General features: G+C 34.7%; 25 protein-coding genes and 1 riboswitch. Of the genes, 17 read left to right on the top strand and 8 right to left on the bottom strand.

Going from position 1 to position 25,311, the window contains the following annotated elements:
- Positions 1–7 precede the first annotated feature (7 nt).
- The 4 genes from AZF04_RS18225 to AZF04_RS18210 all read left to right on the top strand — a co-directional run bounded on the left by AZF04_RS18225 (position 8) and on the right by AZF04_RS18210 (position 4,200).
- Positions 8–1,087: a nitric oxide synthase oxygenase gene (locus AZF04_RS18225; RefSeq protein WP_061949992.1), complete on the top strand. Its 1,080-nt coding sequence runs from the start codon at positions 8–10 to the stop codon at positions 1,085–1,087.
- Between the two features lie 92 nt (positions 1,088–1,179).
- Positions 1,180–3,066: an ABC-F family ATP-binding cassette domain-containing protein gene (locus AZF04_RS18220; protein ID WP_061949991.1), complete on the top strand. Its 1,887-nt coding sequence runs from the start codon at positions 1,180–1,182 to the stop codon at positions 3,064–3,066.
- 49 nt (positions 3,067–3,115) lie between these two features.
- Positions 3,116–3,220: riboswitch (TPP riboswitch) on the top strand.
- Between the two features lie 70 nt (positions 3,221–3,290).
- On the top strand, positions 3,291–3,836 hold the full coding sequence (gene thiT / locus AZF04_RS18215) for an energy-coupled thiamine transporter ThiT (RefSeq protein WP_061949990.1): 546 nt from the start codon (positions 3,291–3,293) through the stop codon (positions 3,834–3,836).
- Between the two features lie 175 nt (positions 3,837–4,011).
- A complete protein-coding gene (locus AZF04_RS18210) occupies positions 4,012–4,200 on the top strand; it encodes a CsbD family protein (RefSeq protein WP_045477818.1) in 189 nt (62 codons plus the stop codon).
- 792 nt (positions 4,201–4,992) lie between these two features.
- On the opposite strand, the gene AZF04_RS18205 is transcribed toward AZF04_RS18210, so the two are convergent.
- On the bottom strand, positions 4,993–5,316 hold the full coding sequence (locus AZF04_RS18205; RefSeq protein WP_061949989.1) for a hypothetical protein: 324 nt from the start codon (positions 5,314–5,316) through the stop codon (positions 4,993–4,995).
- A gap of 138 nt (positions 5,317–5,454) precedes the next feature.
- Here AZF04_RS18205 and AZF04_RS18200 point away from each other — a divergent pair, with 138 nt between their 5' ends.
- The 5 genes from AZF04_RS18200 to AZF04_RS18185 all read left to right on the top strand — a co-directional run bounded on the left by AZF04_RS18200 (position 5,455) and on the right by AZF04_RS18185 (position 9,783).
- Positions 5,455–5,856 (top strand): hypothetical protein, encoded by a 402-nt coding sequence (locus AZF04_RS18200; RefSeq protein ID WP_061949988.1) that lies wholly within the window; start codon positions 5,455–5,457, stop codon positions 5,854–5,856.
- Positions 5,857–6,187: 331 nt separating this feature from the next.
- A complete protein-coding gene (locus AZF04_RS18195; RefSeq protein ID WP_412459220.1) occupies positions 6,188–7,162 on the top strand; it encodes an SDR family oxidoreductase in 975 nt (324 codons plus the stop codon).
- Positions 7,163–7,177: 15 nt separating this feature from the next.
- The gene (locus AZF04_RS21455; RefSeq protein WP_169802506.1) at positions 7,178–7,339 is read left to right on the top strand and encodes a hypothetical protein; all 162 of its coding nucleotides are present in this window, start codon (positions 7,178–7,180) and stop codon (positions 7,337–7,339) included.
- A gap of 85 nt (positions 7,340–7,424) precedes the next feature.
- Positions 7,425–8,207 carry a carbon-nitrogen family hydrolase gene (locus tag AZF04_RS18190; protein ID WP_327020401.1) on the top strand — a complete coding sequence of 261 codons (783 nt, stop codon included), beginning with the start codon at positions 7,425–7,427 and terminating at the stop codon, positions 8,205–8,207.
- A gap of 190 nt (positions 8,208–8,397) precedes the next feature.
- On the top strand, positions 8,398–9,783 hold the full coding sequence (locus AZF04_RS18185; protein ID WP_061949986.1) for an L-cystine transporter: 1,386 nt from the start codon (positions 8,398–8,400) through the stop codon (positions 9,781–9,783).
- A gap of 34 nt (positions 9,784–9,817) precedes the next feature.
- Here the strand turns inward: AZF04_RS18185 and mreBH are convergent, their stop codons facing one another.
- The gene (gene mreBH / locus AZF04_RS18180; RefSeq protein WP_045477807.1) at positions 9,818–10,825 is read right to left on the bottom strand and encodes a rod-share determining protein MreBH; all 1,008 of its coding nucleotides are present in this window, start codon (positions 10,823–10,825) and stop codon (positions 9,818–9,820) included.
- 497 nt (positions 10,826–11,322) lie between these two features.
- On the opposite strand from mreBH, the gene AZF04_RS18175 reads away from it, so the two are divergent.
- From AZF04_RS18175 to AZF04_RS18160, 4 genes are all read left to right on the top strand, one after another.
- Positions 11,323–11,730 (top strand): thiol-disulfide oxidoreductase DCC family protein, encoded by a 408-nt coding sequence (locus AZF04_RS18175; protein WP_235600029.1) that lies wholly within the window; start codon positions 11,323–11,325, stop codon positions 11,728–11,730.
- A 379-nt stretch (positions 11,731–12,109) separates the two neighbouring features.
- Entirely contained in the window at positions 12,110–12,832 is a 723-nt protein-coding gene (locus AZF04_RS18170; protein ID WP_061949984.1) for an HAD family hydrolase, read from the top strand.
- A 285-nt stretch (positions 12,833–13,117) separates the two neighbouring features.
- Positions 13,118–13,459, top strand: a complete 342-nt coding sequence (locus tag AZF04_RS18165) for a hypothetical protein (protein WP_045477802.1) — start codon at positions 13,118–13,120, stop codon at positions 13,457–13,459.
- 71 nt (positions 13,460–13,530) lie between these two features.
- On the top strand, positions 13,531–14,490 hold the full coding sequence (locus AZF04_RS18160) for a polysaccharide deacetylase family protein (protein WP_064504229.1): 960 nt from the start codon (positions 13,531–13,533) through the stop codon (positions 14,488–14,490).
- Position 14,491: 1 nt separating this feature from the next.
- On the opposite strand, the gene AZF04_RS18155 is transcribed toward AZF04_RS18160, so the two are convergent.
- Positions 14,492–14,743, bottom strand: a complete 252-nt coding sequence (locus AZF04_RS18155; protein WP_061949983.1) for a hypothetical protein — start codon at positions 14,741–14,743, stop codon at positions 14,492–14,494.
- A gap of 172 nt (positions 14,744–14,915) precedes the next feature.
- On the opposite strand from AZF04_RS18155, the gene rnhA reads away from it, so the two are divergent.
- Complete coding sequence (gene rnhA / locus AZF04_RS18150; protein WP_061949982.1) at positions 14,916–15,542, top strand: ribonuclease H; 627 nt, start codon at positions 14,916–14,918, stop codon at positions 15,540–15,542.
- 25 nt (positions 15,543–15,567) lie between these two features.
- Positions 15,568–16,929, top strand: coding sequence for an aldehyde dehydrogenase (locus AZF04_RS18145; protein ID WP_061949981.1), 1,362 nt, complete (start codon positions 15,568–15,570; stop codon positions 16,927–16,929).
- 194 nt (positions 16,930–17,123) lie between these two features.
- Here the strand turns inward: AZF04_RS18145 and AZF04_RS18140 are convergent, their stop codons facing one another.
- Positions 17,124–17,696: a TetR/AcrR family transcriptional regulator gene (locus tag AZF04_RS18140; RefSeq protein ID WP_061949980.1), complete on the bottom strand. Its 573-nt coding sequence runs from the start codon at positions 17,694–17,696 to the stop codon at positions 17,124–17,126.
- 169 nt (positions 17,697–17,865) lie between these two features.
- On the opposite strand from AZF04_RS18140, the gene AZF04_RS18135 reads away from it, so the two are divergent.
- A complete protein-coding gene (locus tag AZF04_RS18135; protein ID WP_061949979.1) occupies positions 17,866–18,660 on the top strand; it encodes an SDR family NAD(P)-dependent oxidoreductase in 795 nt (264 codons plus the stop codon).
- Between the two features lie 107 nt (positions 18,661–18,767).
- Here AZF04_RS18135 and AZF04_RS18130 read toward each other — a convergent pair whose 3' ends face one another.
- From AZF04_RS18130 to AZF04_RS18115, 4 genes are all read right to left on the bottom strand, one after another.
- A complete protein-coding gene (locus AZF04_RS18130; RefSeq protein WP_061949978.1) occupies positions 18,768–20,411 on the bottom strand; it encodes a pyridoxal phosphate-dependent decarboxylase family protein in 1,644 nt (547 codons plus the stop codon).
- 94 nt (positions 20,412–20,505) lie between these two features.
- Positions 20,506–21,693, bottom strand: coding sequence for a methyl-accepting chemotaxis protein (locus AZF04_RS18125; RefSeq protein ID WP_061949977.1), 1,188 nt, complete (start codon positions 21,691–21,693; stop codon positions 20,506–20,508).
- A 31-nt stretch (positions 21,694–21,724) separates the two neighbouring features.
- The gene (locus AZF04_RS18120) at positions 21,725–22,438 is read right to left on the bottom strand and encodes a hypothetical protein (RefSeq protein WP_061949976.1); all 714 of its coding nucleotides are present in this window, start codon (positions 22,436–22,438) and stop codon (positions 21,725–21,727) included.
- Between the two features lie 51 nt (positions 22,439–22,489).
- Positions 22,490–22,858 (bottom strand): hypothetical protein, encoded by a 369-nt coding sequence (locus tag AZF04_RS18115; RefSeq protein WP_061949975.1) that lies wholly within the window; start codon positions 22,856–22,858, stop codon positions 22,490–22,492.
- Between the two features lie 613 nt (positions 22,859–23,471).
- Between AZF04_RS18115 and AZF04_RS18110 the strand changes: the two genes are divergently transcribed.
- Positions 23,472–25,019 (top strand): gamma-glutamyltransferase family protein, encoded by a 1,548-nt coding sequence (locus AZF04_RS18110; RefSeq protein ID WP_412459222.1) that lies wholly within the window; start codon positions 23,472–23,474, stop codon positions 25,017–25,019.
- Positions 25,020–25,311 lie beyond the last annotated feature (292 nt).

Below are 25,311 nucleotides of genomic sequence, written 5' to 3'. Positions count from 1 at the left end.
TGCTGTCATGCTTTCTATAGAAAAACGAGAAAATGAAGCAATGGAATTTCTTGAGCAGTGCTACTTAGAACTATCAAAATCCCATCAAGAATTAGAGCAAAGAAAAACAGAGGTAAAGAAAGAGCTACGAGAAACTGGCATTTACCAACATACATATGAAGAGCTTTGTCATGGAGCTAAAATGGCCTGGAGAAATAGTAATAAATGTATCGGACGACTATTTTGGGATTCCATGACAGTTCGTGATGCAAGAAATATAGAGACAACAGAAGGCATTCAAAAGGAGATTCTTACTCACATTGATTTTGCTACAAATCATGGTAAAATTAGGCCAACAATAACGATTTTTCCAACGTATTTAGAGGTAGAAAAACAAATTAAAATTATCAATCATCAATTTTTTCGATATGCAGGCTATGAAACAGAATATGGCATTATTGGGGATCCTGCTACCATTGAACTAACAAAATATTGCCAGTCATTAGGTTGGGAAGGACAAATGGGGCAGTTTGATTTATTACCAATTGTGATTCAAATAGGTAATGAAAATCCTGTCTGGTTTACTATTCCAGAAGACTTAATTTTAGAGGTCGAAATCGAACACCCTGATTGCTTAGAATTTAATGATTTACAATTAAAGTGGTATGCGGTTCCTTTAATTTCAGATATGATATTAGATATTGGTGGAATTACCTATTCAGCTGCTCCGTTTAACGGTTGGTATATGGGAACTGAAATTGCCGCTAGGAATTTTGCTGATCCTTTCAGATACAATATGCTAAAGAAAGTAGCGGAACTATTCAACCTTAATCAAAACAAAGAAAGTACGTTATGGAGAGACGAAGCTTTAGTAGAATTAAATAAAGCTGTGCTTTACTCTTATAAAAAGTCAGGAGTAAGTATGGTTGATCATCATACGGCAGCTAAACAATTTAAAAATTTTGAGGAGAGAGAAAAGAAGGAAAATCGAGAGCTCACAGGAGACTGGTCGTGGCTGATTCCTCCGATATCTCCAGCATCTACCCATGTTTTTCACCAACAATATAATAATAAAATAGTTAAACCAAATTATTTTAGACGAACATAATCATTATAAAAAACGAAATCACAAGCAGATGTTCGAAGATTACGGGACAAACTGTAGGACATTTTTTGTTTTTATTAAAGGAATGAGAGCGCATGAGTTTACTACAAGTTGAGCAATTAACAAAATCATTTGGAGATAAAACTTTGTTTCAAGATTTATCTTTTACTGTAAATGAAGGAGACAGAATCGGCTTAATCGGTGTTAACGGGACGGGAAAGTCTAGCTTATTAAAAGCTATTGCTGGCATAGAAGAAGCTGATCATAGTCGTTTAATCCATCGTAATGATTTTAAAATAGAATATTTGGCACAGCAGCCTGATTTGGACGAAGAATTAACGGTTCTAGAGCAAATTTATTATGGTGATACCCCGATCATGAAAACGATGCGTAGTTATGAGCAGGCTTTGTTAGAAATGGAAAGTAAAAGTGATGATCAATCATTAAATAAATTAATAAAATATCAGCAGGAAATGGATCAAAAGGAAGCCTGGGAAGCAAATACAATAGCGAAAACCATTTTAACTAAGCTTGGTATTACGACCTTTAACCAAAAAATTAGTGAGCTTTCTGGCGGACAGAAGAAACGGGTTGCTATTGCAAAAGCATTCATACAGCCAGTTGATTTACTTTTATTAGATGAACCGACTAACCATTTAGATCATTCTACGATTGAGTGGCTAGAGCATTATTTAGGCCAATATAAGGGTGCTTTCATCGTCATCACTCATGATCGGTACTTTCTGAATCGAATAACGAATCAAATATTTGAACTTGATAAAGGGAAGCTTTATCGTTATGAAGGAAATTATGAAGTATTTTTACAGAAAAAAGCGGAAAGAGAAGAGCTTGCCGTTCAAAATGAAAGTAAAAGACAAAATCTTTTAAGAAAAGAGCTTGCCTGGTTACAAAGGGGTGCAAAGGCAAGAACGACCAAACAAAAAGCAAGAATCGATCGAGTAGAAAATTTAAAAAATGATAACCCTGAATTTGAAAACCGAAACTTTGATTTTGCAATCGGGTCAAAGCGGCTTGGAAAGGATGTCATTGAATTAGTAAATGTCAGTCTATCCTTTTCAGAGAAAAAAATCATTGATTCTTTTCATTATTTGATTAATAAAGGTGATCGCTTAGGAATCATTGGACCGAACGGTACAGGAAAATCTACATTATTGAATATGATGGCAGGACGATTGAACCCAGATAGTGGAGAAATTAAAATTGGCGAGACTGTAAAAATTGGCTACTATACGCAAGAAGAATCAGAAATTAATGGTGAGCTACGAGTCATTGAATATATTAAAGAAATTGCTGAGGTCGTATATACCAAGTCGGGGGATGTCATAACCGCTGAACAGATGTTAGAGCGTTTTTTATTTTCGCGTTCTATGCAAAGAACCTATATCCGTCGTTTATCCGGTGGCGAAAGGCGCAGACTTTATTTGTTGAAAATATTAATGACCGAACCTAATGTATTGTTTTTAGATGAACCTACGAATGATTTAGATACGGAAACGTTATCAGTTTTAGAAGATTATTTAGAACAATTTCCTGGAGTGGTTATAACGGTTTCTCATGATCGTTTCTTTCTAGACCGCTTAGTATCCCATTTACTCGTATTTCAAGGAAAAGGTCATGTTTCAGTTTTTCAAGGCAATTACAGTGATTATCTTGAAAAGGAGGAGCAAAAAGAAACAATAGAAAAAACGTCTCCTTCCAAAGCTGAAAAACTGACTACGAGGGTTGAGAAGAAAAAGAAGCTCTCCTATCATGAGCAAAGAGAGTGGGAAACGATTGAGGAGAAAATTTCAAATCAAGAAGAAGCTTTAGCCGATATCCAAAAGAAAATTGATGATTCAGGTAGTGATTATGGTACGATTGCTGATTTAATGAGAGAGCAGGAGCACTTGAATCAAGAGCTGGAGAAGCTCATGAACCGTTGGGAAGAACTGTCTCTAATGATAGAAGAAATACAATTGTAAACCAATTAATCTACAAGTGTGAAGAAGTATATGTTACAATAGAAAAAAATAAAATCACTAGGGGTGTCAAATCTTTGACTGAGAGAGGTTATTCCTTAACTCTTAGAACCTGATCTAGTTCAATACTAGCGTAGGGAAGTGGTGTTAGAGTATTCACTATCGATATTTAGCGAATTCATGACATCCCCTTTGTGGTATTTTTAAAAGGGGATGTTTTATTTATTATGGAAAGAGAACGCTTAGTCATTATGATTGAAATGGCTGTAATGGCTGCACTATCAGTAATTTTAGGACTAGTAAAAGTTAATTTCTTTTGGGCATTTGGAGGTTCAATTTCATTAGAAATGGTCCCGATTATACTTATTGCAATTAGACGTGGCTGGAAGATAGGTTTAGGAGCCGGATTGATTGCAGCACTAATTGATTTGATTACAGGTGGAATATATCAAGTTCCTTTACAAATCATTTTGGATTATATTCTACCAGCGACACTTCTTGGGCTTGCAGGTGTATTTATAATCAAAGGGCAATTACCTAAAATATCCTCTATTATTTATGGAATTATTTTAGCGAGTTCATTAAGGCTTTTAAGCTATTTTATCTCAGGAGTCGTTTGGTTTGGAATTTATGCTCCAGAAGGCTGGAATGTGGCCTTATATTCATTTGTTTACAACATTTCACACGTTTTTCCAGAAATGCTATTAACCATGGCAATTATGGTTTTATTAATTAAAAAAGCTCCTCAAGTTTTTAAGGTCAGAAGACTATAATAGTCTAGGGTTTGGCTGTACTTTTTATCATCATTACGATTATAAGGGGAAAGAATGTCTACGTAACAAACGAGGACATTCTTTTTTTCGTATAAGCAACGCAATGTTTAAATTTAGATTGAAGCGGTTATATAAAAATTAAAGCTAATCATATAAAAACAGGAGGATGATTAAGATGGAACAAGTGAAATGGAAAGGTAAATGGAATCAATTAAAAGGAGAAGCGAAGAAAAAGTGGGGAAAACTAACAGACGATGATATTCAGCAAGTAGATGGAGACAAAGATAAATTAGTCGGGAAAATCCAAGAAAGATACGGTAAAACAAAAGAAGAAGCAAAAAAAGAAGTAGATAGCTGGAACTAAGCAAGTAGCAGTAATAACAATTCAGCAATGCATCGCTGAAATGTATTACTGAGTTGATTATATAGATGAAAGAGCTGTTTCGTTAGGGTTTTTAACACCTAATCGTACAGCTCTTTTTGTATTTTTACAGGGAAGAGAATGAGTAAGATTAAAAGGTAAATGACCTATAAATAACAGTATTCATATGAGAAAGAATGAAGAGCTTGAGGACAGGTAGAAAGGGAAAGTTCTATTGGAAGGAAAAGAGCGACAAAGAAGAGGGAAGGGTAAATAGGCGGTTCTATTGGAAGGGAAAGAAGAATGAATAGGAGGACGAGTCAAAAAGGAGCGCTCTATTGGAAGGAAAAGAGCGATGAATGAGTAGAAACGGCAAAAGGGAACGTTCTATTCGCCCGAAAAAGGAGTCGCACCACAAAAACGGTCAAAAGGAGAAGCTCTATTCACCTGAAAAGAGTGCAGAACAGGTGGGAAGGGTGAATAGGAAAGTTCTATTGGAAGGAAAAGAGCGCTGAACGAGTAGAACGGTCAAAAGGAGAAGGTCTATTCGCCCGAAAAAGGAGTCGCACCACAAAAACGGTCAAAAAGGAGAGCTCTATTGGAATGATTGTGCGTGCTTGCCAGAAAACCACTTTTCAATAATGGATTTCATGGCACCCCAGGGACGCGGAGTGCCTTGGAAATCGAACAGCTGCAACTTCTACCTGTGGATATTGTTCACCCGTGCTTTTGATCCAAAACAGTTAACACCTTTCTTTTTAGTGAAGCAATAAACAATCTATTTATCCTTAGTACCTAATAATCTTTGTGGATGCTCTCTATTATGAATTCTCTGTTATTTCCATTTGAAAAATGCACAATATAAGTGCCTTGTTCAGAAACAATTTTTATAGAATGCGTATTGGATATTTTTGAAGACCTTAAAATACTTCTTAAATCCTCTATTTGCTCCTTATTAACACTCTCACTAAATGAAAGTTCTTGACCATTTATTAAAGCTTGCATAGCTTCATTAGGTGATATATTTTTGTTTCTTTCAACATAATATAAACTCGCTAATATAATGGTAATAGATAAAGTGAATATAAAATAAACAATACTTTGTTTATTAGAAAACATATAATGACCTCCCAAAAATAAGATAAGAGGGACACTTACTACCTCAACCTAATCATATATTACATTTCCTCCTTTTTTTAAATAACTATTTTTAATAAAGTAAAATTAAAGTAAAATTTACCATAAAGGGGTGATGATTTGAATCTTTTTGCATTATCTGGGTTACTTTTTTGTGCGATTTTAGTAATAATTAGTACCATAATTGTGATTAAATTTAAAAATAAGGTTAGGTTGTTTTCTAGTGGAGTATTAATCATTTTAATTTTTATTATGGTTTTATTATCAAAAGAGCTTACTAATATTGATGCAGAAATACAAAAAAGAATAGAAATACTAGTTCCCTATTTAAAAGAACATTACCCTAACGAGAAATGGGAATTTTCAATTATTCCTTATAAAGAAGAAGGATACAAACATTTAAATCCTAAATATATCGGTGTGATTTTTGAAAGTGAGCCAGATAAAACTTTTTATTATTTTACTGATAAAGATGGAAATACAGCTCTTGTAGCTGAAGATGACCGCACTCATAATGATTGAAGTTCATTTTTTAGAAGTATTCATTAACGAATAAGAGCTAAGGATTAAGAGATCGGTCAAATGGAGATGGTCTATTCACCCGAACAAGGATTCGCATCACGAAAACGGTCAAAAAGGAGCGTTCTATTGGACAGTAAAGAGCACCGCACCACGAAAACAGTCAAAAAGGAGAGCTCTATTGGACAGTAAAGAGCGCCATACCACGAAAACGGTCAAAAAGGAGCGTCCTATTAGATAGAAAAGAGCGCAGCCTTTATTACATATGTGCCTTAAGAATTAATTCATATTAAATCGTTCCCATCATAGAGATAAGTAGCTAGGAGGGATTATGATGTTAAATTCTGAGGAACAATTAAAGCATATTAAGGAATTACAAGACAAGTTTAAAGAAACGATGCAAGCTTCTCCTTATCCTCTTTACCGCCATTATGCAAAAATTGAACAATATGAGGAAATACCTGTTACAGTTCCAGAACAAAGACAGCTCAATCACCCGGGCATAGATGCCTTAATGGTGCCACTTCCGCTCCTTGAAAATCCCAATTACAAGGGAAGTGGAAAGCTAGAAAATAAAGTAGCGCTCATAACAGGTGGTGATAGTGGAATTGGAGCGGCTGTTGCTATTGCGTTTGCAAAAGAAGGGGCAGATGTGGCAGTCTCGTATTTGAATGAACATGAGGATGCGCAAAGAACGAAAAATCGTATTGAGGAATTGGGAAGAGAATGTCTATTATTACCTGGAGATGTAAGAAGCAAAGAGCAAAACGTTAGGAATGTTACTCAAACCGTTAATGTCTTAGGAAAAATTGATATTTTAGTAAACAATGTGGGCATTCAATTTCAACAAAAAGAGCTTACCGATATTACAGATGAACAATTTGATGATACGTTTAAAGTTAATATTTATTCACATTTTTATACGACTAAAGCTGCTCTACCTTATATGGGTGTAGGGAGTTCAATTATTGGTACGACTTCAATTGTGGCCTATAATGGGGAAGAACAAATGATTGATTATACGGCAACCAAAAGTTCAATTGTGGGATTTACACGAGCATTAAGTAAAAATGTAATTGATAAAGGAATTCGTGTGAATGCAGTGGCCCCAGGGAGAATATGGACTCCACTCATCCCTGCAAGCTTCACAGCTGATCAAGTGGCTATATTCGGCTCACAAAATCCGATGAAACGCGCAGCACAGCCATTTGAGCTTGCACCAACTTATGTCTATTTGGCATCTGATGATTCCAGATTTGTGACTGGTCAGGTTCTCCATGTTAATGGTGGTGAATCAACTAGCTCTTAAAAAGGAGGAAAAAATATGAAATTTATGTTTAATCCTGAAATCACTCTACTATTAACAAATAAACCAGGTCTTGTAACAATGAATTATTTAAATCATTCATGGCCCATGCAAAAAATTGGACCAAGACCACCCTACTTTCGAAATCCCTCTTATCAAAGCCATTTACCAATCCTTTAAGAATAATTCTTTATCTTATACAAAAAATCAGCTAATCTAGTTGTAATAAATGAATGGTTTATTAAAGGGTGATGAGATGCTTAAAATGTCAATTTATCAAATGTCTATTATTCCTGCAGACCCACAGGCTAACCGTGAGCGTGTAAGTAAATGGGTCAGTAATGAGGTCGAGAAAGCGGAAAAGCCTGATATATTAATTCTTCCTGAGCTGTGGACAACGGGATATCGTTTAGAGGATTTGCAGGAGATTGCCGAAGTGCCTGAAGGAGAAACCTATAAGCTATTAAGTGAGTTAGCTCAAAAGTATGCGATTAATATCGTGGGTGGCTCTATTGCTGTTAAAGTAGGAGAAAAAATTTACAATCGAGCGCTTGTTTTTAACAGAGCTGGTCAGCTCATTTATCAATATGATAAAATGCACCTTGTTCCTATGCTTAATGAGCCTAATTTTTTGACCGCAGGTGATAAACGAGCAAGGTTGTTTACATTAGATGGCTATAGGATGGGGTTAATCATTTGTTATGATTTACGCTTTCCAGAATTAGCAAGGTCTTTAGCGTTAGAAGGAATGGATGTACTATTTGTAGTAGCTGAATGGCCAGAAGCGAGATTTCAGCATTGGGAAGTTCTTCAGCAAGGCCGAGCCATTGAAAATCAATGCTTCCTTGTATCGTGCAATACGGTCGGTGAAGATCAGGGGACTATTTTCGCTGGGCGTTCAAAGGTTATAAATCCATGGGGAGATATAATTATAGAAGGGACAAAGAATAAAGAAGAAACCATTACTAGTCTAATTGATATAAAAACAGTCAAAAGTATTAGAGAAAACGTTCCAGTATTTGAAAGCCGAGTACCCCACTTATATTAATGAAAAACTGTTAGAGCATAAGGAAGTACATGCTTTGACAGTTTTATTTATATACTTTTATAATCAGATTAGTTAAAAATGTTTTACAAAATTTGTGACATTTTTATAGGTCAATTACATATATTGAATTATTCCTACTTGACTTATTGGGATACTTGAGTAAAATGAATACACAGGAGAGGTGAAATGTATGTTAGTTATTTTAAATATTATTATAATGCTATTATTAATTTTAGGTTTATACATGATGCAAAGAAAGCATCTATCATTTTCTAAAAGAGTATTTACTGGTCTAGGTTTAGGAATACTTTTTGGGTTGGGGCTTCAATGGGCATATGGTAGCTCATCAGAGGTTGTCGCTGAATCATCAAATTGGTTTAATATGGTCGGAACAAGCTATATTCGATTCTTACAAATGATTGTGATGCCTTTAATTTTTATTTCTATCTTATCTGCCTTTACAAAAATGACCTTATCAAAAAATATTGGTAAGATAAGTGCGTTAATTATTGCTGTATTAATTGGTACAACTGCCATTGCAGCAGCAGTAGGGATTGCAACATCTGTTGGATTTAACCTAGAGGCTATCCAAATTGAACAAGGTGAAGCAGAGTTAGAAAGAGGAGCTTCTTTAGAAGAAAATTATACGAATAATGTTGAAGGGTTAAGTTTTCCAGAGCAGATTATTCAATTATTGCCTGCTAATCCATTTTTAGATTTTACCGGAGCCCGTTCTACTTCTACAATAGCAGTTGTTATTTTTACGGTATTTTTAGGAATTGCCTATTTAGGAGTTCGACGTAAGGAACCAGAAAAGGCAGAAACCTTTGCTAAAATTATCGATTCCATTCACGCAATTGTGATGAGAGTCGTGACTTTGATTCTTAGATTAACGCCTTATGGTGTATTAGCGATTATGACTCGTACTGTTGCGACAAGTGATTTAGCAGCTATTGCTAGCTTAGGTAAATTTGTTATTGCTTCTTACGTTGCATTAGCAGTTATGTTTATTATTCACTTAATATTGTTATTAGTTTCTGGTTTAAACCCTATTACTTATGTAAAAAAAGCATTTCCAGTATTAGCATTTGCTTTTACGTCAAGAACAAGTGCTGGTGCATTACCATTAAACATACAAACACAACGCAAGCTAGGTGTACCTGAAGGGACAGCAAACTTCGCTGGATCGTTTGGTTTGTCAATTGGTCAAAACGGTTGTGCGGGTATTTATCCTGCCATGTTAGCTGTAATGATTGCTCCAACAATTGGAATCAATCCTCTTGACCCAGGCTTTCTTCTCATGTTAATTGTCGTAGTAGCAATCAGTTCATTCGGTGTTGCTGGTGTAGGTGGAGGAGCTACCTTTGCTGCGCTTTTAGTACTATCCGCTTTAGATATGCCGATAGCGTTAGCTGGTGTCCTTATTTCTGTAGAACCATTAATTGACATGGGACGTACAGCTGTTAATGTTAGTGGAAGTATGACAGCTGGAACCCTAACAGGTAAATGGACAAAGGAATTGGATGAGTCAGTATATAACGATCCAAACCAAAAGCTAGAAACACAAGAAATTTAACTAATAAAAAAGAGCCGCAATTACGGCTCTTTTTTTATAGAGTTGCTTTTTGTAGTTTGTCAATAAATTTTAATGAACGACCAGTTCCAATAGCGACTGATTCAAGTGGACTTGGAGCAATATGAACAGGGACGGAAATTTCTTGGGATAACCAATCTTGCATTCCGTTTATTAAAGCGCCCCCTCCTGTTACCATTACACCTCGGTCAACAATATCACCACTAAGCTCAGGTGGACAATTCTCTAATGTTGCTCGAATGGCTTCTAATAGTTGGAGCATAGCCTCTGTAAGAGCACTCTGAATTTCTAGAGAAGAAAGCTCGATCGTTTTAGGTAAGCCATTGACGAGGTCCCTTCCTCTTACCTCCATGGTCATTTCTTCATGCTCTACAGGTGTATAGCCTATTTCCATCTTGACTAGTTCAGCCGTTCGTTCACCGATAAGTATATTGTATTTTTTACGTACATATTGAATAATGGCGTCATCTAATTTGTCTCCACCAATTCGAACTGAATTACAGGAAACGACTCCGCCAAAAGAAATAATCGCAACCTCTGTAGTTCCACCACCAATGTCTACAACCACATTTGCGATCGGCTCACTAACAGGTAAATCTGAACCAATGGCAGCAGCAACGGGTTCTTCTATAATATGAACATTTTTAGCTCCGCAACTTCTAACAGCATCTAAAATGGCACGTCGTTCAACAGAGGTTGAACCGCTTGGTGCACAGACTACAACATTAGGTTTTCGCAAAGATAACCCTATTTTTTTACTGGCTTTTTTCATCACGGCTTTTAGCATATCGGTTGTTACATCAAAGTCCGCGATTACACCATCTCTTAAAGGGCGTACCGCAATAATATTAGCAGGGGTTTTTCCTACCATATTTTTAGCTTCGGTCCCCACCGCTAATACTGCTTTTGTTTCTGTGTTTAAAGCCACCACAGAAGGCTCATTTAAAACAATCCCTTTATCTTTTGTATACACTAATAAATTTGCAGTTCCAAGGTCAATTCCGATTTCTGCAGTAGATAACATGTTTACACCAACTTTTCATAAAAAGTATTTTCTGAGATGTCATTTTACCAAGCATAATGTCACAATCATAGAGTCGTAACTCTTATCTTGTATGTAAGAATATGTGAGGAAGTTGGGATATTCTTTATTATTTTGCTGTATTAGAGGAAAGTAATGGTAAGATTATCGTAACTAAGATAAAGGGTTTAGGCCTTTATGAGTGAAGTGAAGGTTAGAAGGTATTTTAAGGAGTCAAGAATAGGATTATTCAAGAACAAAAAAAGGAACTCCATTCGCCTAGGCAAATGAAGTTCAAACTAAAGGGGGTGAGGAATAAAGATGCATTTATCTTCACTCGTTCATTATAAATATACCCGCTCCTCAATTATTAAAACATTTATTTTAAAATTTATTTTTAGATGTATGTATTAACTAATCCTACATTATGATGTGAGTGAAAGTGCTTTTTTGTTATAATAAACGAATAGAGTAGGAATTGGCAGGAGAGGATGAGAAAGTTGAAGGAAAAAGAAGCGGGCGGCATTATTTTATTTGATGGAGTCTGTAACGTGTGTAATACATTTGTAGATTTTATCCTCAAAAAAGATACAGATGAATTTTATTATTTTGCATCCCTTCAATCAGAAAAAGGACAACAGCTTTTAGAAAAGTATCAAATCAATAAAGAATTGGATACGGTTGTTGTAATAGAAAATCATCAGGTATACCTGTTTTCTGATAGTATCATTAAAATTGCAGAGAAGCTCTCAAAACCTTGGAGCTACTTTAGGTTCATCATCATATTTCCCCGTCCTATACGGAATTTTTTCTATAGAGTTTTTGCTAAAAGAAGGTATAAATTATTTGGACAAAAATCATCGTGTCGATTACCAACAAAAGAAGAAAAACGTCGATTTCTTTCGTAAATATAACCAGGGTGTCTTATATAAATTAAATATTTTCAATAAAAAATTCTTATCCCACATCTGAATCCTCAATTAGTTAGTTTTTTTATTATCCTTATAAAACAAAGTAAATAATCCTAATATTTACAATGAATTGTATATATTAAGATTATTTATCATTTTATAAAAATATTTATTATATGGGGATTATAATTTCCAAAATTTTGAAAAAATAGATTGACTCCTTTTTTTGCATGTGCAATTATAAGTTTAAGATTCTTAAATTTACAACGGGCTTAATCATTATGGTTGGTGCAGTGCTATGGTTAAAATTAGAAGAAAAAAAATCTAATGTAAGTGAATAAAGATAAAAAAAACTTCCTAAAGTATGGAGGAATATATGTTTAATAGTGATATAAAATTAATCTTATTTGATTTAGATAATACACTATATAATTTTAATGAGAAGTGGGACATAGGTACATATCATACTTTCAAAGCATCTAAATTGACCGATGGAATTCAATTTGAAGATTTTATTGTAGAATATAAAAAGAATGATAAATATTATTGGGAATTACACCATAAAGGAGAAATAGATTTAGATGCTGTAAGAAGATTAAGGTTTATTAAGACTCTACAATTCTTTGGTAAAAAGGCGAATGTTGGAGAATCAGATGAATATTTTCAAGCATTCATTTCCAAAGTACTTGATTTAATTAAACCTGATGAAACAGTTAATCGATTTCTAAAAGAGCTAAGTAATCACTACAAGATAGGAATTCTTACTAATGGTAAGGTTAAAGAACAATCTATTAAAATAAATAACTTGGAATTAGATACCATAATACCAGAAAGTCATATATTTGTATCTGAAAAAATCGGATATGATAAACCAAACGAAAAAGCATTTTTAACCGTCCTAAATGACTTTAAATTAGAACCACGTGAAGTTATTTATGTCGGAGATTCATGGGATAATGATGTAATTGGAGCTAAAAAAGTAGGTATTAAACCAATATGGATTGACATTAATAGTTCTAAAATAACAGACCATGAAATCGATACTTATAGTAATATTCATGATTTTATAAAACATTGGAATCAGGTGTTGCAATCTTAAATATTCTATAGGTATAAAATATAACGTTATTTATTTAGTATTTTTTAATCAAGTTCTACTCTCATTTGAGCTTCAATGATTTGTTTTCTTCAATGATAATTGTCTTACATTAGTACTGGCTTCCAAAACTATACCTCATTAAATTCATTCCCTTAGGGAACTTTGTTCTTTAAATATTGTCAAAAATTGATCAAGAAATTCTATTTAGAATGTTTTGATAACATGGTAAAATAAAAGCAAGTTACAACTAAGTGGTGCTTTATTAGCATAGCAGGAGGGACGGATATGGAGAACAACCAGTGGCAAGCTTACTTTGAAGAAAGATTGGCTGCGGCAAAGTTACAATTTGAACGGACAATTGATTGTAAGCATACGGAATTCGATGATTTATATCCTTATATGACTGAACAGCCTCAGTTTTTTTGGTATAAAAGATACGTTGCTTGGCAAGAGTTGTTAACCATTGTTCAAACTGTTTCAGATTTAAAATTAGATTGGCATGGCCTTTTCACAGAGACACAAATAAAGTATATAGAAAAAAAGGTGATGGATGCTAAGGTTCTTGATAACTGGTATGAAGAACAGCAAGAAGGTTTAGAAACCGGTCATTCATCGAATAAAGAGTAGAGAGGAACCCTAAGTCCCAAAATGTTGGTGCTTAGGGTTTTGTCCTATTTATCTAGAAGGAGTACTAGTTAATGAAATTATGGATTCATTTGATGATTTATAGCCTCATCGTCATTAGTATAGGTATCGTATTATTCATATTCTTCTCGAGTAGTGTTGATAAAGAGGTGGCAGAAGAAAGTATGATAGAAGAAAACATAAAAAATAAACTAGAAGAAAATCATGATAGAAATGAAACGGAAAAAAGTGTGAACGACGAAGAGCAACAACAAAAAGAAAATGCCGAAAGTGATATAGATACAATGCTTAACGAGTTAAAAAATCTAAAGGAAAACTTTGATATTGAGCGTTATTCAGATGTGAAGGCCGAGCAATGGGGAGAGTTTGTTACAGGAGTGAAAACCAAACTTCAAACAAACGACCAAGTTATCGCTTTAACTTTTGATGCATGTGGAGGTTCTCATGGTCATTTATATGATGGAGAATTAATTGATTTTCTTCGTGAGGAAAACATTGCTGCTACTTTATTTATCAATGAACGTTGGATTTCTGCTAACAAAGAAATTTTTTTAGAGCTTGTTAAGGACCCTCTTTTTGAAATTCAAAACCATGGAACGGATCATTTACCTTTATCAATAGAGGGAAAAGAAGCTTGGGGTATTAAAGGAACAGAAAGTGTTGAGGGAATTATAGAGGAAGTACTTCATAATCAAATGGCTATTACAGAGCTAACGGGAGAACCTCCTGCTTATTTTAGAGCGGGAACAGCATTTTATGATGAGGTTGCCGTGCAAATTGTAGAAGAGCTAGGATTAGAAGTGGTCAATTATTCTATTTTAGGAGATGCAGGTGCAACATTTTCCTCCGCACAAGTAGAAAAGTCTTTGTTAGAGGCCGAGGCTGGTGATATTGCATTGTTACATATGAATCAGCCGAACTCAGAGACCTTTGAAGGAGTCAAGGCAGCTATTCCTCAACTAAAAGAGCTTGGATTTGAATTTGTTCAATTATCTGAATATCCACTACAATAGTTTATTTTATCTTTATTGAAGCTCGTTCATGATCATAAACATCATGAATTTCGACTCCTACATCTTCTTCGATTTCAGTATTTGAGGGTAAAGAATCATAGCTCTGTATGACTGAAAAAGTTTGAAGGCATACGAGATGAAAGGGATATTTATCACCTTTATCCTCTACTAAGGCGTAGAGCTTTTCATCAACTGTTGCGATCAAATCTCCAGCCTCTTTAACTGTACGAATTTCGTCAATATCAATAAGCATGTTCAAACCTCCTTTTTATTAATTATTTTAATCAAAAAAAAGAAACTTAAACGTAATAATAAGAGTGCTGTATAAAATGTTTTCTTAAAGAATATAATCCTAGAATTTGTGAATTGTCACAGTCATTGTTACTATTTGATTAGAAGCAAATTATATAAAGTAGGTGTCTTTTTTGAGCAAAAAGAAGTTTTATGTTGTTTGGGAAGGAAGAAAAAAAGGAATTTTTACCACATGGAAAGAGTGTGAAGAGCAAGTAAAAGGATATCAAGGGGCTAGGTTTAAATCTTTTCCAAGCATAGAAGAAGCGAAGGCGGCTTTTGATGGCAATTTCAAATTAAAAAAGAAATCAGCTAAAAAAGCAGATTTATCCAATTTCTCATTAGATTCAGAGGAAATTATTTGGGATAGCATTTCAGTTGATGTTGGATCGCGTGGAAACCCTGGTATTATCGAATATAAGGGTGTGAATACAAAAACAGGAGAGATTCTGTTTAGTCATGATGAAATTCCTATAGGAACCAATAACATGGGGGAATTTCTAGCGATTGTCCATGGTTTAGCTTATTTACAAAAAATAGGGAGTAATCAACCGATTTATTCAGATTCTATAACAGGAATAAAGTGGGTCAAGCAAAAAAGGGCAAATGCAACCTTGGTAAAAAATGAAGAAACTCAGTATATTTGGAGTCTAGTGGAAAGAGCGGAGAACTGGCTAAAAGAGAACTCTTATTCAAATAAAATTATTAAGTGGCAAACTGAAAAATGGGGAGAAATTAAAGCAGATTACGGAAGAAAATAATGTTTATCAAAGAGGAGGTAAGCGGTTGTTTACACAATTAAGAAATTCGCAGAAGCGTTATTTTTACGAAGGAAAAACATTAGATGTATCGTTTAGAATTGAACAGCTTAAAAAGTTAAAAGTTGCGATTGAAGAAAATGAAGATTTATTATTTGATGCGCTTTTTAAAGATTTGCACAAATCGAAGCCTGAGGCTTTTATGACAGAATTGGCAATGGTTTATCAGGAAATTAATTATATGATTGAACATCTTCCTAAATGGTCCAAGCCAGAGAAGGTTAAAACGGTCGCGACACATATAGGCTCACAGGGATATATACAATATGAGCCTTATGGAGTAGCCCTCATCATTGCACCATGGAATTATCCAGCCCAATTAGCTTTTTCACCTCTTGTAGGGGCAATGGCAGCTGGGAATTGTGCAGTAATTAAGCCATCTGAATGGACACCTAATACATCGAGAGCAATAGCCAATATAATAAAGTCTACTTTTCCAGAAGAATATATTGCTGTAGTAGAGGGTGAAAAGGAAGTAAGTCAGGCTTTGTTAAGTGAGCATTTTGATTATATTTTCTTTACAGGTAGTGTAGCTGTTGGAAAAAAGGTAATGGAAGCTGCTTCCAAACATTTAATTCCTTTAACCTTAGAGCTAGGTGGAAAAAGTCCGTTAATTGTTGATAAAAAAGCGAAGCTAAAGCTTGCTGCTAAAAGAATCGTATTCGGTAAATTTTTAAATGCAGGGCAAACGTGTGTAGCACCTGACTATTTACTAGTCCATGAAACGGTAAAGGATGAATTAATTCACTATCTAAAAAAGGAAATCAAGCAGTTCATGAAAGATAAAGTAAATAAAGGGAAATATGTAAGGATTGTAAGTGAGAAACACTTTGAAAGGCTAGTTAGCTTTTTATCAGAAGGTGATGTGCTAATCGGAGGTGGAATAAATGAAAGCTCTCTTCAAATAGAGCCTACTATTCTAGATAACGTCTCAATAAACTCCTCCATTATGGAAGATGAAATCTTTGGACCTATACTACCTATTTTTAGCTATAAAGAAAACACTGAGGTATTAGACATGGTTAGAGAACACCCTAATCCATTAGCTCTTTATTTATTTACAGAAGATAAAAAGGTAGAAGAATTGTTTATGAATCATCTTTCCTTTGGTGGAGGCTGTGTAAATGATACGATTATGCATTTAGCAACTCCTCACTTACCTTTTGGTGGCATTGGGGCAAGCGGAATGGGAGCTTATCATGGGTTTGAAAGCTTTAATACATTTTCACACAGAAAGAGTATCTTGAATCAAACAACAAGTTTTGATATAGGAGTACGTTATAAACAAAATAAATTAACGACCTCATTATTTAGAAAGATTATAAAATAAATTTCGTATGAGGTAGAGAGTATCGTTATCTCTAAAAGCGGAAGCGCCTGTCGACAAATCTCGTAAGCGAGAGAGTCGATAGGTTTTTTATTTTGATAAATTGATGTTATACGGACGACTAGAATATGTTGATGGAGAGCTTTGTGCTAATGATTAGACTTTTACTCACCTATAAGAGAAATATAGTTATGCCCCTATTGCCGGTTCAATTGCACAATTTCAACTAATTGTTCGGCCATATAAGTAGATGAATAATTAAAATCATTTTCAATCCATTCAATGATGATCCCAATAATAGCGTAGGAGTGATAGCTAGCAATCAATTCCTTGTTGATAACAGTTGTTGGAATCACATCAAGGAAATCTTCTAATATTAAATCTTTAAAAATAGTATACATTTTACGGTGATAGCCAATTAAAGCATTGGAGTGAACGATAAGTGAGTAAAAGCTCGAATATTCTAGGACATGATCAAAAATAAAAATAGCTTTAGAATTTAGCTTTGAAATTTGGAAAGTCTCCTTATTTTTTATGGGTTCTCGGTAACAATCGATAAAGTCAGTTATGACATCATCCATCACTTCATCAAGGATATCTTCTTTGTATTGAAAGTGCTTATAAAAGGTGCCTCGATTTAGATCCGCTTTTTGGACAATATCTGTAATCGTAATCTGTTTAAATTCTTTTATTTTCATTAAAGATATCAGTGCACTCTTAAGTGCCTTTTTAGATTTTACTATTCTTCTATCTTTAGATCGATTAGACATCGAACTCCTCCTTTTTAATGAACAAATGGAAAGTGGTTTGTTTAATAAGGTACAAAGCAAGCATTCTTTGCTGATTGAAGTAGTCTTTTTTCCTTATTATACTGTAGAAAGAATATAAAAAAACAACATTTGTTCATTATTTCTTTTGACTAAAGGGAGGTTGATGTAAGTGGAAATAAAAGGTAAGGTTTTTGCAGTAACGGGTGGAGGAAGTGGGATAGGTAGAGAGTTAGTGCTTAATTTACTATCAAAGGGAGCTCGAGTAGCAGCAATTGATTTGAACAAACAAGGATTAGAAGCAACGTTGGAATTAGCAGGTGAAAGAAAAGAAAGCGTTTCTATCCATGTTGTCAACATTACAGAGAGAGAGATAGTAGAGTCCTTGCCAGAGCAAATTATCTCTCATCATGGAAACATCGATGCTATTATTAATAATGCTGGAATTATCCAGCCCTTTGTACACGTTAAGGATTTAGATTATGAAAAAATAAAAACAGTGATGGATGTTAATTTTTACGGAACTCTGTATATGGTCAAAACTTTTTTACCTTATTTATTAAAAAGGCCGACTGCTCATATTACGAATATTGCGAGTATGGGAGGCTTTTTGCCTGTTCCAGGTCAGTCGATTTATGGAGCTTCTAAGGCAGCGGTAAAGTTAATGACAGAAGGGTTACATTCAGAGCTTAAGGATACAAATGTAAATGTTACGGTCGTTTTCCCTGGAGGAGTTGGTACTGATATAACTAAAAATTCAGGAGCCGATACTGGTAAGAAGAAAGAGGTAAGTGCTGAGCAAATGAAGAAGTTGCTAACACCACAGCAAGCAGCTGAAATGATTGTAAATGGTACAGCTAACAATGAATACCGAGTTTTAGCTGGGAAGGACTCTAAGTTAATGGACTTCCTTTATCGTTTTAATCCTAAAAAAGCGGCTTCTATTATAGCGGATAAGTTAAAGTAATTTGTAAGGTTTTTCAGTTTTCCATTCATAAAATCCAGTGAATCTTTAAATGTAGATAAATGAAAAAAAGCTTTTTTTAGGTATCAATCCTAAAAAAAGCTTTTTAATTATTTAAGGACATTTTCTATTTTTCTTGTCCGTTGGAAGATATTTAGATGGGTTTTAATAAATTGAACATAGCGATCCACTTCTTCAACCGTTGAGTAAGGAGAGATCGTGAAGAATTTTTGAGCATATATAGAGACTCTTTTATTTGAGTTTATCGCTTCTACTAAGCACTGTTTACTCGTATTACCAAAATAAATCGTTTCTCTTTCAAGACCGAGTACTTCTGCAAATTCACTATTATAGTCATTAATTTCGAGCATTTCTTCTATCGTTAACAGTCCATTTAACTCCTCAGTCCATTTAGGCCTTTCGGGATAAAAACGGAAGGTAGTGATAGGTGAAACTTCATTTGTAATAGCTACCGTTTCAATCTCTTCTTTTAGCTTCTTTCTAAAGGCTAGGTTAACTCGAATATAGTTGGCTAACAGCTCTTGATAGCCTGTTATACCAAAGGCGAGTAACGATGAATAGATCGTTAGAGAGCTCCCCATTCTTGAACACTCAAGTGTATAATTGGTATGGTAGCTACCGTAGCCTCGATTACCTACATAAGGGGTTTCTTCTTCATCTAAATCTACATATTTTAAATAGTCCCGATTTTTTATAAGAAATAGACTGGTCGTATAAGGTGTCTGCCCAAGTTTATGGAAATCAAAAACCAAACTATCGGCAAGGTTTATATGCTTAAATTTCTCTTGATACTTGTTTAAAACAAGGAGTACTTCATCCTCAAAATTTAATGGATTATTGATAAAATCATAATCGTTAAAAAAAGTATACATTCCGCCCATAGCTGAATCAGCATGGATATAAATAGGGTGTATTCCGTGTATCTGTTCTAACTGTTCTGATAGTTCTTTAATTCCTTCTAAATCATCAATTCCAAAAGTATCAGTTGTCCCCATGGTAGCAAGTATATAGAGTGGAATTCCACCTTTATTAATAACCTCGTTCATTTTTTCTTCTAAATCGGTTAGGTTTATGGAATGATCATGATTTACTTTAACTCGAATTAGGTTTTCAACACCAATGCCAGTCGCTTCAACTGATTTAAATAAACTGTAATGAGAAAGCTCAGAGCAAAAGCAATATAAATTGTTCGGAATTCCTGATTGATTAGAGGAAGGAGAGTATCTCGATATGGCTAATCGCAAAGAATTAAATACCGCTCCTTGTCCTCCCCAAGTTGTATAACCTGCACTTCTCGATTCATCATAACCAATAAGCTTTGATAGCATGCTAGTAATTTTTATTTCTGCTGATGCAGCTGCTGGTCCTTCAACATCCCAAAGGTTATTTCCATTCACGAGGACCATAACTAAGTTTCCAAGAATACTTGCAATGTTAGGTAGGGGAGCTGCATTGGCTACATAATTTCTATTTACATAACGGTGGCCTTCTATAGAATTTAGTAGCTCATGCAAAACGTCTTCCATTGACACTCCCTGTTGAGGAATCCCAGCTTTATCTATTAAAGTATGGTAATAATCGTCTGTATACGTCGGCATAGCCCCAAGTGTTAGCTTATCTGGATCCTTTAATTCATCGATTTTGCTTAGTAGTAAATCAATATAGGATAGTAATTCCTCTTTTTGGAGGCTGTTTCCATCCATACTAGGAAACAATTTTTGTATATCTTTCATTGTTTACCTCCTTTATACCTACAATCATCCTCATTTTTATATCTACTTCATAAATCTTTTTGTCCCGTCATCGGTTTCATTAAGTGAAACAGGGTTATACAGCTTGTGCCTTTTGATCGGCTTCTATTAAGTCTGCACTAACAGTTTCTTCATTAGTAAATAAAGAATTGACTTCATTACTTAATTCGACAAGACCGCTTGCCTCATTAATTAACTTTTGCATCGTGACAAGCTCTTCATCATTTATTCCAATAAGCTCTTCAAACATCTCAACAGATTCACGAGAAATTTCAGCAATTTCCACAATTGTTTTCATAATTTGTTGTGAAGCAGAGGATAGCTCCTGAGTACTAGCAGAGGAATTCTCATTATTTTCAGCAATAATTTTTGTAGTCGATAAAATCTGTTCGAACATTGAACCAACCTCTACAATCGTATCATTTGTTTCTTTAAACTCATCTGTCCCTTGTTGCATAGATTGAACAACTACATCTGTTTCAACTTGTATGTTCTTAACAATATCAGATACCTCAGAAGAAGATTTGCTTGATTGCTCAGCTAACTTTCTTACCTCATCAGCTACAACAGCGAATCCTTTACCGTGTTCACCTGCTCTTGCCGCTTCAATAGCTGCATTTAATGCTAATAAATTTATTTGCTCGGAAATTCCTGTGATTACCTTTACGATTTTGCCGATTTCTTGTGATTTTTCTCCTAGCTTATTAATACCATCAAAAGTGTTTTGAACCGTTTGATTAAACTGATACATTTTCTCTAATGAAACCTTAAGCTTATCATTTCCTTCACTAGTTAAATTCAAAGTTGTGTTGGATTGATCAGAAATTTGTGTTGATCTTACGGATAAATCTTCTATAGCTTGCGTCATTTCTTCCATAGATGCAGCACTTTCTTCTGTCACGAGCAACTGATCTTCTAACCCTCTACCGACTTCATCAATAGCTGCTCTAACAATATCTGCTTTTTCAGAGGCGTGCTCACCAATTTCTGAAAGGTTTTGGCCCTTTTCATGGACACCATCAGAGAAGGAAGTTAATGCCACTCTTTCATTATTGTAATAGTCGATAAAAGAGTTAATAGGAAGGTGATTTGGGTTTTTTTCATCAACCTTGTCTATCATTTTTCCTGATGATAACTCCTGAATGCTGTTTAAAATTTCCTTGTGGATAGCCTCTTGTTTTTTAAGAGAAAAGTAGCGAAAAGCAAAATATAGTGAACTTGCTAACAATACGATAATTAAACCTAGCATAATAGCTTCTAACATAAACAATCTCCTATCTTGTATGAGTAATAAATTATGATAATTCTCTTATAATCATGTAAGTTCCATCAGCGATATCTGCAGGGATTTCCTTTAGTTTATTGTTATCTTGATAGCTGTGAACAATATATTGACCATTCAAATCTTTATATTTTTCCATTTGATGATACTTTTCCATTACTCGCATTGATTTTAGATTAGTAGCCTCACCTAATACAGCCTTTAATCCTTGTAGAATTGCTTTTTGGATAAGCATGTCCCCTAATTGCTGAATGATGCTGTGACGCTCATGCTCTGCTATAACTCCTAGCATGAATAGATGAAGAAGCTCTCCATCTTCAATATCTTTCCCGTTTCGATTACGATAATCTTCGATAAATCGTTCGTCTACATCTTCTAAAACTCTTAAGATGACATTCATATCAGCAAAATCACCTTCAAAAATATCTTCACCGATAATCTCTAATTTGTTAGTATCTCCTGCAAGAACACCCACTACTTGATTCTGATCATCAGTGGCTATTGCACAAAAACCTTGCTCAATCGTAGAGTCTAAGTAATCAAGAGTAAATTGATAAAAATCCTCATAATTAATGTTTAGTCGACCGACCATCGGTTCCTGTACCCATTTCCCAGATACATCTACTCCGATAAATGAAAGAGCGAGACAAGCAGCTGCCTTCTTTTTTAAATCAACTTGCTCATTAGTAATGATTTGATAGTTATAAAGACCTATAGTTGTTTGCACCTTTTTAATCCTTCCTTTCTGCTTGAGTTTTATATGTGACTACTTTGATAATCAGATGGAATGAGGTAATTTATCCACAAATGTACCGGTAAAATCAATTCTTTTCAGAGCATTTCTAATTTGTACCTGAGCAATTTTTGAAGTAGGCTTTATAACTAGAACATCTTTAAATCCTAAACTACAATAAAATTGCATCGTTTGCTCTAATTGAGGGACAACCTTTGAAGGTACAGGAGTCTGGTGTGTACCATCAACTACAAAGGTATAATTTTGTTTAGAGACTTTGTTAATGGTCTCTTGCAAATCGACCATATACTCTGCCGCATCTTCCTCTCTCATTAGTCCGTGAACTTGAACTTGGACTTGTTTTGCACCTTCATTAATAGCCATATTATATTTTTTCTTGTCTACAACAATCATTCTTTTGGCTCTCCTTTTCGTTAACGTTTGTATGTGGTTCTTTGGTGTAATGGTGTAATGTATTTTAATAAATGTGAGGTCTTAAATGATGAGGATAGAACTGCAGCCATTACAAAAGGGTAGCCAAATTCTTTTCTTGGCAACCCAAAAACAACATTCTTTCAGAGGTTAATAGCTTTGAGATATAAATCTGCCAAAAAGAATGTAGGGATACATGTTCATGCATCATAAATAGAACTAATTTCACAGATATATTATACTATAAAAAAGAAAGAATACATGTGTTTTTTGTCGATATCTGTATAAATTTCCTCGATTTAAACAAAGGATATAGGACTATATATCTATAAAATGTGAAGCTATGTGAAAAAATCCCGTTTTTTTATACTATATATAAGTTTATTAATAATTTTTATAGAGTAACTGGACGACTAAAAGGAATTTAATTATACTGAATATTAACAAAATGAAATTGTTTTTAATGATTTATTTTATTTAAGATGCCTATTATCTTCATATGAACGACAGAAAGGAGATGTATTCTTTGGCGATTTATGATGCTTTTTCCTATCCTTATGCTTCAAAAAGAAATGTGACATATGCAGCAAATGGAATGGTCGCTACTTCTCAGCCATTGGCAGCTCAAGTAGGATTAGATATTTTGAAAAAAGGTGGAAATGCAATAGATGCAGCAATCGCAACTGCTGCATGTTTAACGGTAGTTGAACCAACCTCGAATGGAATCGGCTCTGATTGTTTTGCTATCGTTTGGATGAATAACCAAATTTACGGCTTAAATGGAAGCGGGCAAGCACCTCAATCCCTGTCGATAGATGCCGTGAATAAACTTGGCTATACGGATGAATTACCTCGTTTAGGGATGACACCAGTTACTGTTCCTGGAAGTCCCGGAGCATGGGCAGAGCTTTCAAACCGTTTTGGTGTGCTACCTTTTGAAGAATTATTACAACCTGCCATAGAATATGCAGAGAATGGTTTTCCTCTTTCACCAACGTTGGCGAAATATTGGAATAGAGCTTACACCAAATATAAAAATGCCTGTCAGGGAGAGGAATTTCAGCATTGGTTTGATACGTTTGCTCCAGAGGGGAGAGCTCCACAGATGGGCGAAATTTGGAGCTCAAAAAATCACGCTAAAACATTACGTGAAATCGCATTAACTAAATCTGAATCTTTTTATAGAGGAAATCTTGCACAGCTAATAGATGATTTCTTCCAAAAGCATGATGGCTTTTTGAGAAAAAGCGATTTAGAAAGCTATAAACCTATTTGGGTAAATCCTATATCAATAGATTATCAAGGATATAAGGTTTGGGAAATTCCCCCCAATGGTCAAGGCCTTATAGCATTAGAGGCATTAAAGATACTAGAGGAATTTAATTTTAAAGAAAAGGAAAATATTGATACGTATCATAAGCAAATAGAGGCTTTGAAATTAGCGTTTGTTGATGGGATGGCTCATATTACAGATGAGAAAGAGATGAAAGTTTCTGCAAGTGATATACTTTCTGACAGCTATATTTCGACGAGAAGAGCAGAAATAAAAGAGTATGCGCATCTTCCGAAGCCAGGAAACCCACTAGGTGGTGGCACGGTCTATATTGCATCAGCCGACCGTGAAGGGAATATGGTCTCTTTTATACAAAGTAATTATAATGGCTTTGGCTCAGGAATAGTTGTACCTAATACCGGTATCGCTATGCAAAACAGAGGTCATAATTTTTCTTTAAATAAAGAGGCTGCCAATGCGTTAATGCCTGGTAAAAGAACGTACCATACCATCATTCCAGGATTTTTATCAAAAGGTAAAAACCCAATAGGCCCTTTCGGTGTCATGGGTGAATTTATGCAGCCACAAGGACATTTACAGGTTATTATGAATGCGATAAATTTTAAGCTTAATCCTCAATCTGCTTTAGATGCTCCTCGCTGGATGTGGAAAAAAGAAAAAGAAGTCTTTGTTGAACCCTCATTCTCAATCGATATGGCTAAGCAACTAGAAGCAAAAGGTCACGATATACAATTTCATCTAGATGAAGGGTTGTTTGGTAGAGGGCAAATTATTTGGAGAGATCCGGATACTGGAGTTCTACAAGGAGGAACAGAATCAAGAACGGATGGCTGTATAGCTGCTTGGTAAACATCTAAAAAATGATAAAATGATGAAGGAGTCAAAGTTGTCACTTTGGCTTTTTGATTTTTAATCACATTTAAGTTGAGTGAATTTCATCATTGCTCTATAAGGGAACGAAACCGACCATTCATTATGAAAATGTCTTGACTGTTTTTGAATTCACTTGTTGATTGAAACGGTAGGTAGTGACTCCCAAAGGAAGAGCGCCGTTTGAAGATCCACTCTGACGAAGCTCTGCATAGTCGGAGTTAGCTGAAGACAAGCCCTTGGGAAAGCAACTACCTAAAGTGAAAATCAA

This window comes from Alkalihalobacillus trypoxylicola, assembly GCF_001590785.1.
GTDB classification, from domain to species: domain Bacteria; phylum Bacillota; class Bacilli; order Bacillales; family Bacillaceae_D; genus Alkalihalobacillus; species Alkalihalobacillus trypoxylicola.
This window is presented reverse-complemented; position numbering and strand designations above follow the sequence as displayed.

Excerpts from the sequence above, each read along its gene's own strand:
- AZF04_RS18225 (WP_061949992.1), top strand. The coding sequence starts at position 8 with ATGCTTTCTATAGAAAAACGAGAAAATGAAGCAATGGAATTTCTTGAG.
- AZF04_RS18220 (WP_061949991.1), top strand. The coding sequence starts at position 1,180 with ATGAGTTTACTACAAGTTGAGCAATTAACAAAATCATTTGGAGATAAA.
- thiT (WP_061949990.1), top strand. The coding sequence starts at position 3,291 with ATGGAAAGAGAACGCTTAGTCATTATGATTGAAATGGCTGTAATGGCT.
- AZF04_RS18210 (WP_045477818.1), top strand. The coding sequence starts at position 4,012 with ATGGAACAAGTGAAATGGAAAGGTAAATGGAATCAATTAAAAGGAGAA.
- AZF04_RS18205 (WP_061949989.1), bottom strand. The coding sequence starts at position 5,316 with ATGTTTTCTAATAAACAAAGTATTGTTTATTTTATATTCACTTTATCT.
- AZF04_RS18195 (WP_412459220.1), top strand. The coding sequence starts at position 6,188 with ATGTTAAATTCTGAGGAACAATTAAAGCATATTAAGGAATTACAAGAC.
- AZF04_RS21455 (WP_169802506.1), top strand. The coding sequence starts at position 7,178 with ATGAAATTTATGTTTAATCCTGAAATCACTCTACTATTAACAAATAAA.
- AZF04_RS18190 (WP_327020401.1), top strand. The coding sequence starts at position 7,425 with ATGTCAATTTATCAAATGTCTATTATTCCTGCAGACCCACAGGCTAAC.
- AZF04_RS18185 (WP_061949986.1), top strand. The coding sequence starts at position 8,398 with ATGTTAGTTATTTTAAATATTATTATAATGCTATTATTAATTTTAGGT.
- mreBH (WP_045477807.1), bottom strand. The coding sequence starts at position 10,825 with ATGTTATCTACTGCAGAAATCGGAATTGACCTTGGAACTGCAAATTTA.
- AZF04_RS18170 (WP_061949984.1), top strand. The coding sequence starts at position 12,110 with ATGTTTAATAGTGATATAAAATTAATCTTATTTGATTTAGATAATACA.
- AZF04_RS18165 (WP_045477802.1), top strand. The coding sequence starts at position 13,118 with ATGGAGAACAACCAGTGGCAAGCTTACTTTGAAGAAAGATTGGCTGCG.
- AZF04_RS18160 (WP_064504229.1), top strand. The coding sequence starts at position 13,531 with ATGAAATTATGGATTCATTTGATGATTTATAGCCTCATCGTCATTAGT.
- AZF04_RS18155 (WP_061949983.1), bottom strand. The coding sequence starts at position 14,743 with ATGCTTATTGATATTGACGAAATTCGTACAGTTAAAGAGGCTGGAGAT.
- AZF04_RS18140 (WP_061949980.1), bottom strand. The coding sequence starts at position 17,696 with ATGTCTAATCGATCTAAAGATAGAAGAATAGTAAAATCTAAAAAGGCA.
- AZF04_RS18130 (WP_061949978.1), bottom strand. The coding sequence starts at position 20,411 with ATGAAAGATATACAAAAATTGTTTCCTAGTATGGATGGAAACAGCCTC.
- AZF04_RS18125 (WP_061949977.1), bottom strand. The coding sequence starts at position 21,693 with ATGTTAGAAGCTATTATGCTAGGTTTAATTATCGTATTGTTAGCAAGT.
- AZF04_RS18115 (WP_061949975.1), bottom strand. The coding sequence starts at position 22,858 with ATGATTGTTGTAGACAAGAAAAAATATAATATGGCTATTAATGAAGGT.
- AZF04_RS18110 (WP_412459222.1), top strand. The coding sequence starts at position 23,472 with ATGGTCGCTACTTCTCAGCCATTGGCAGCTCAAGTAGGATTAGATATT.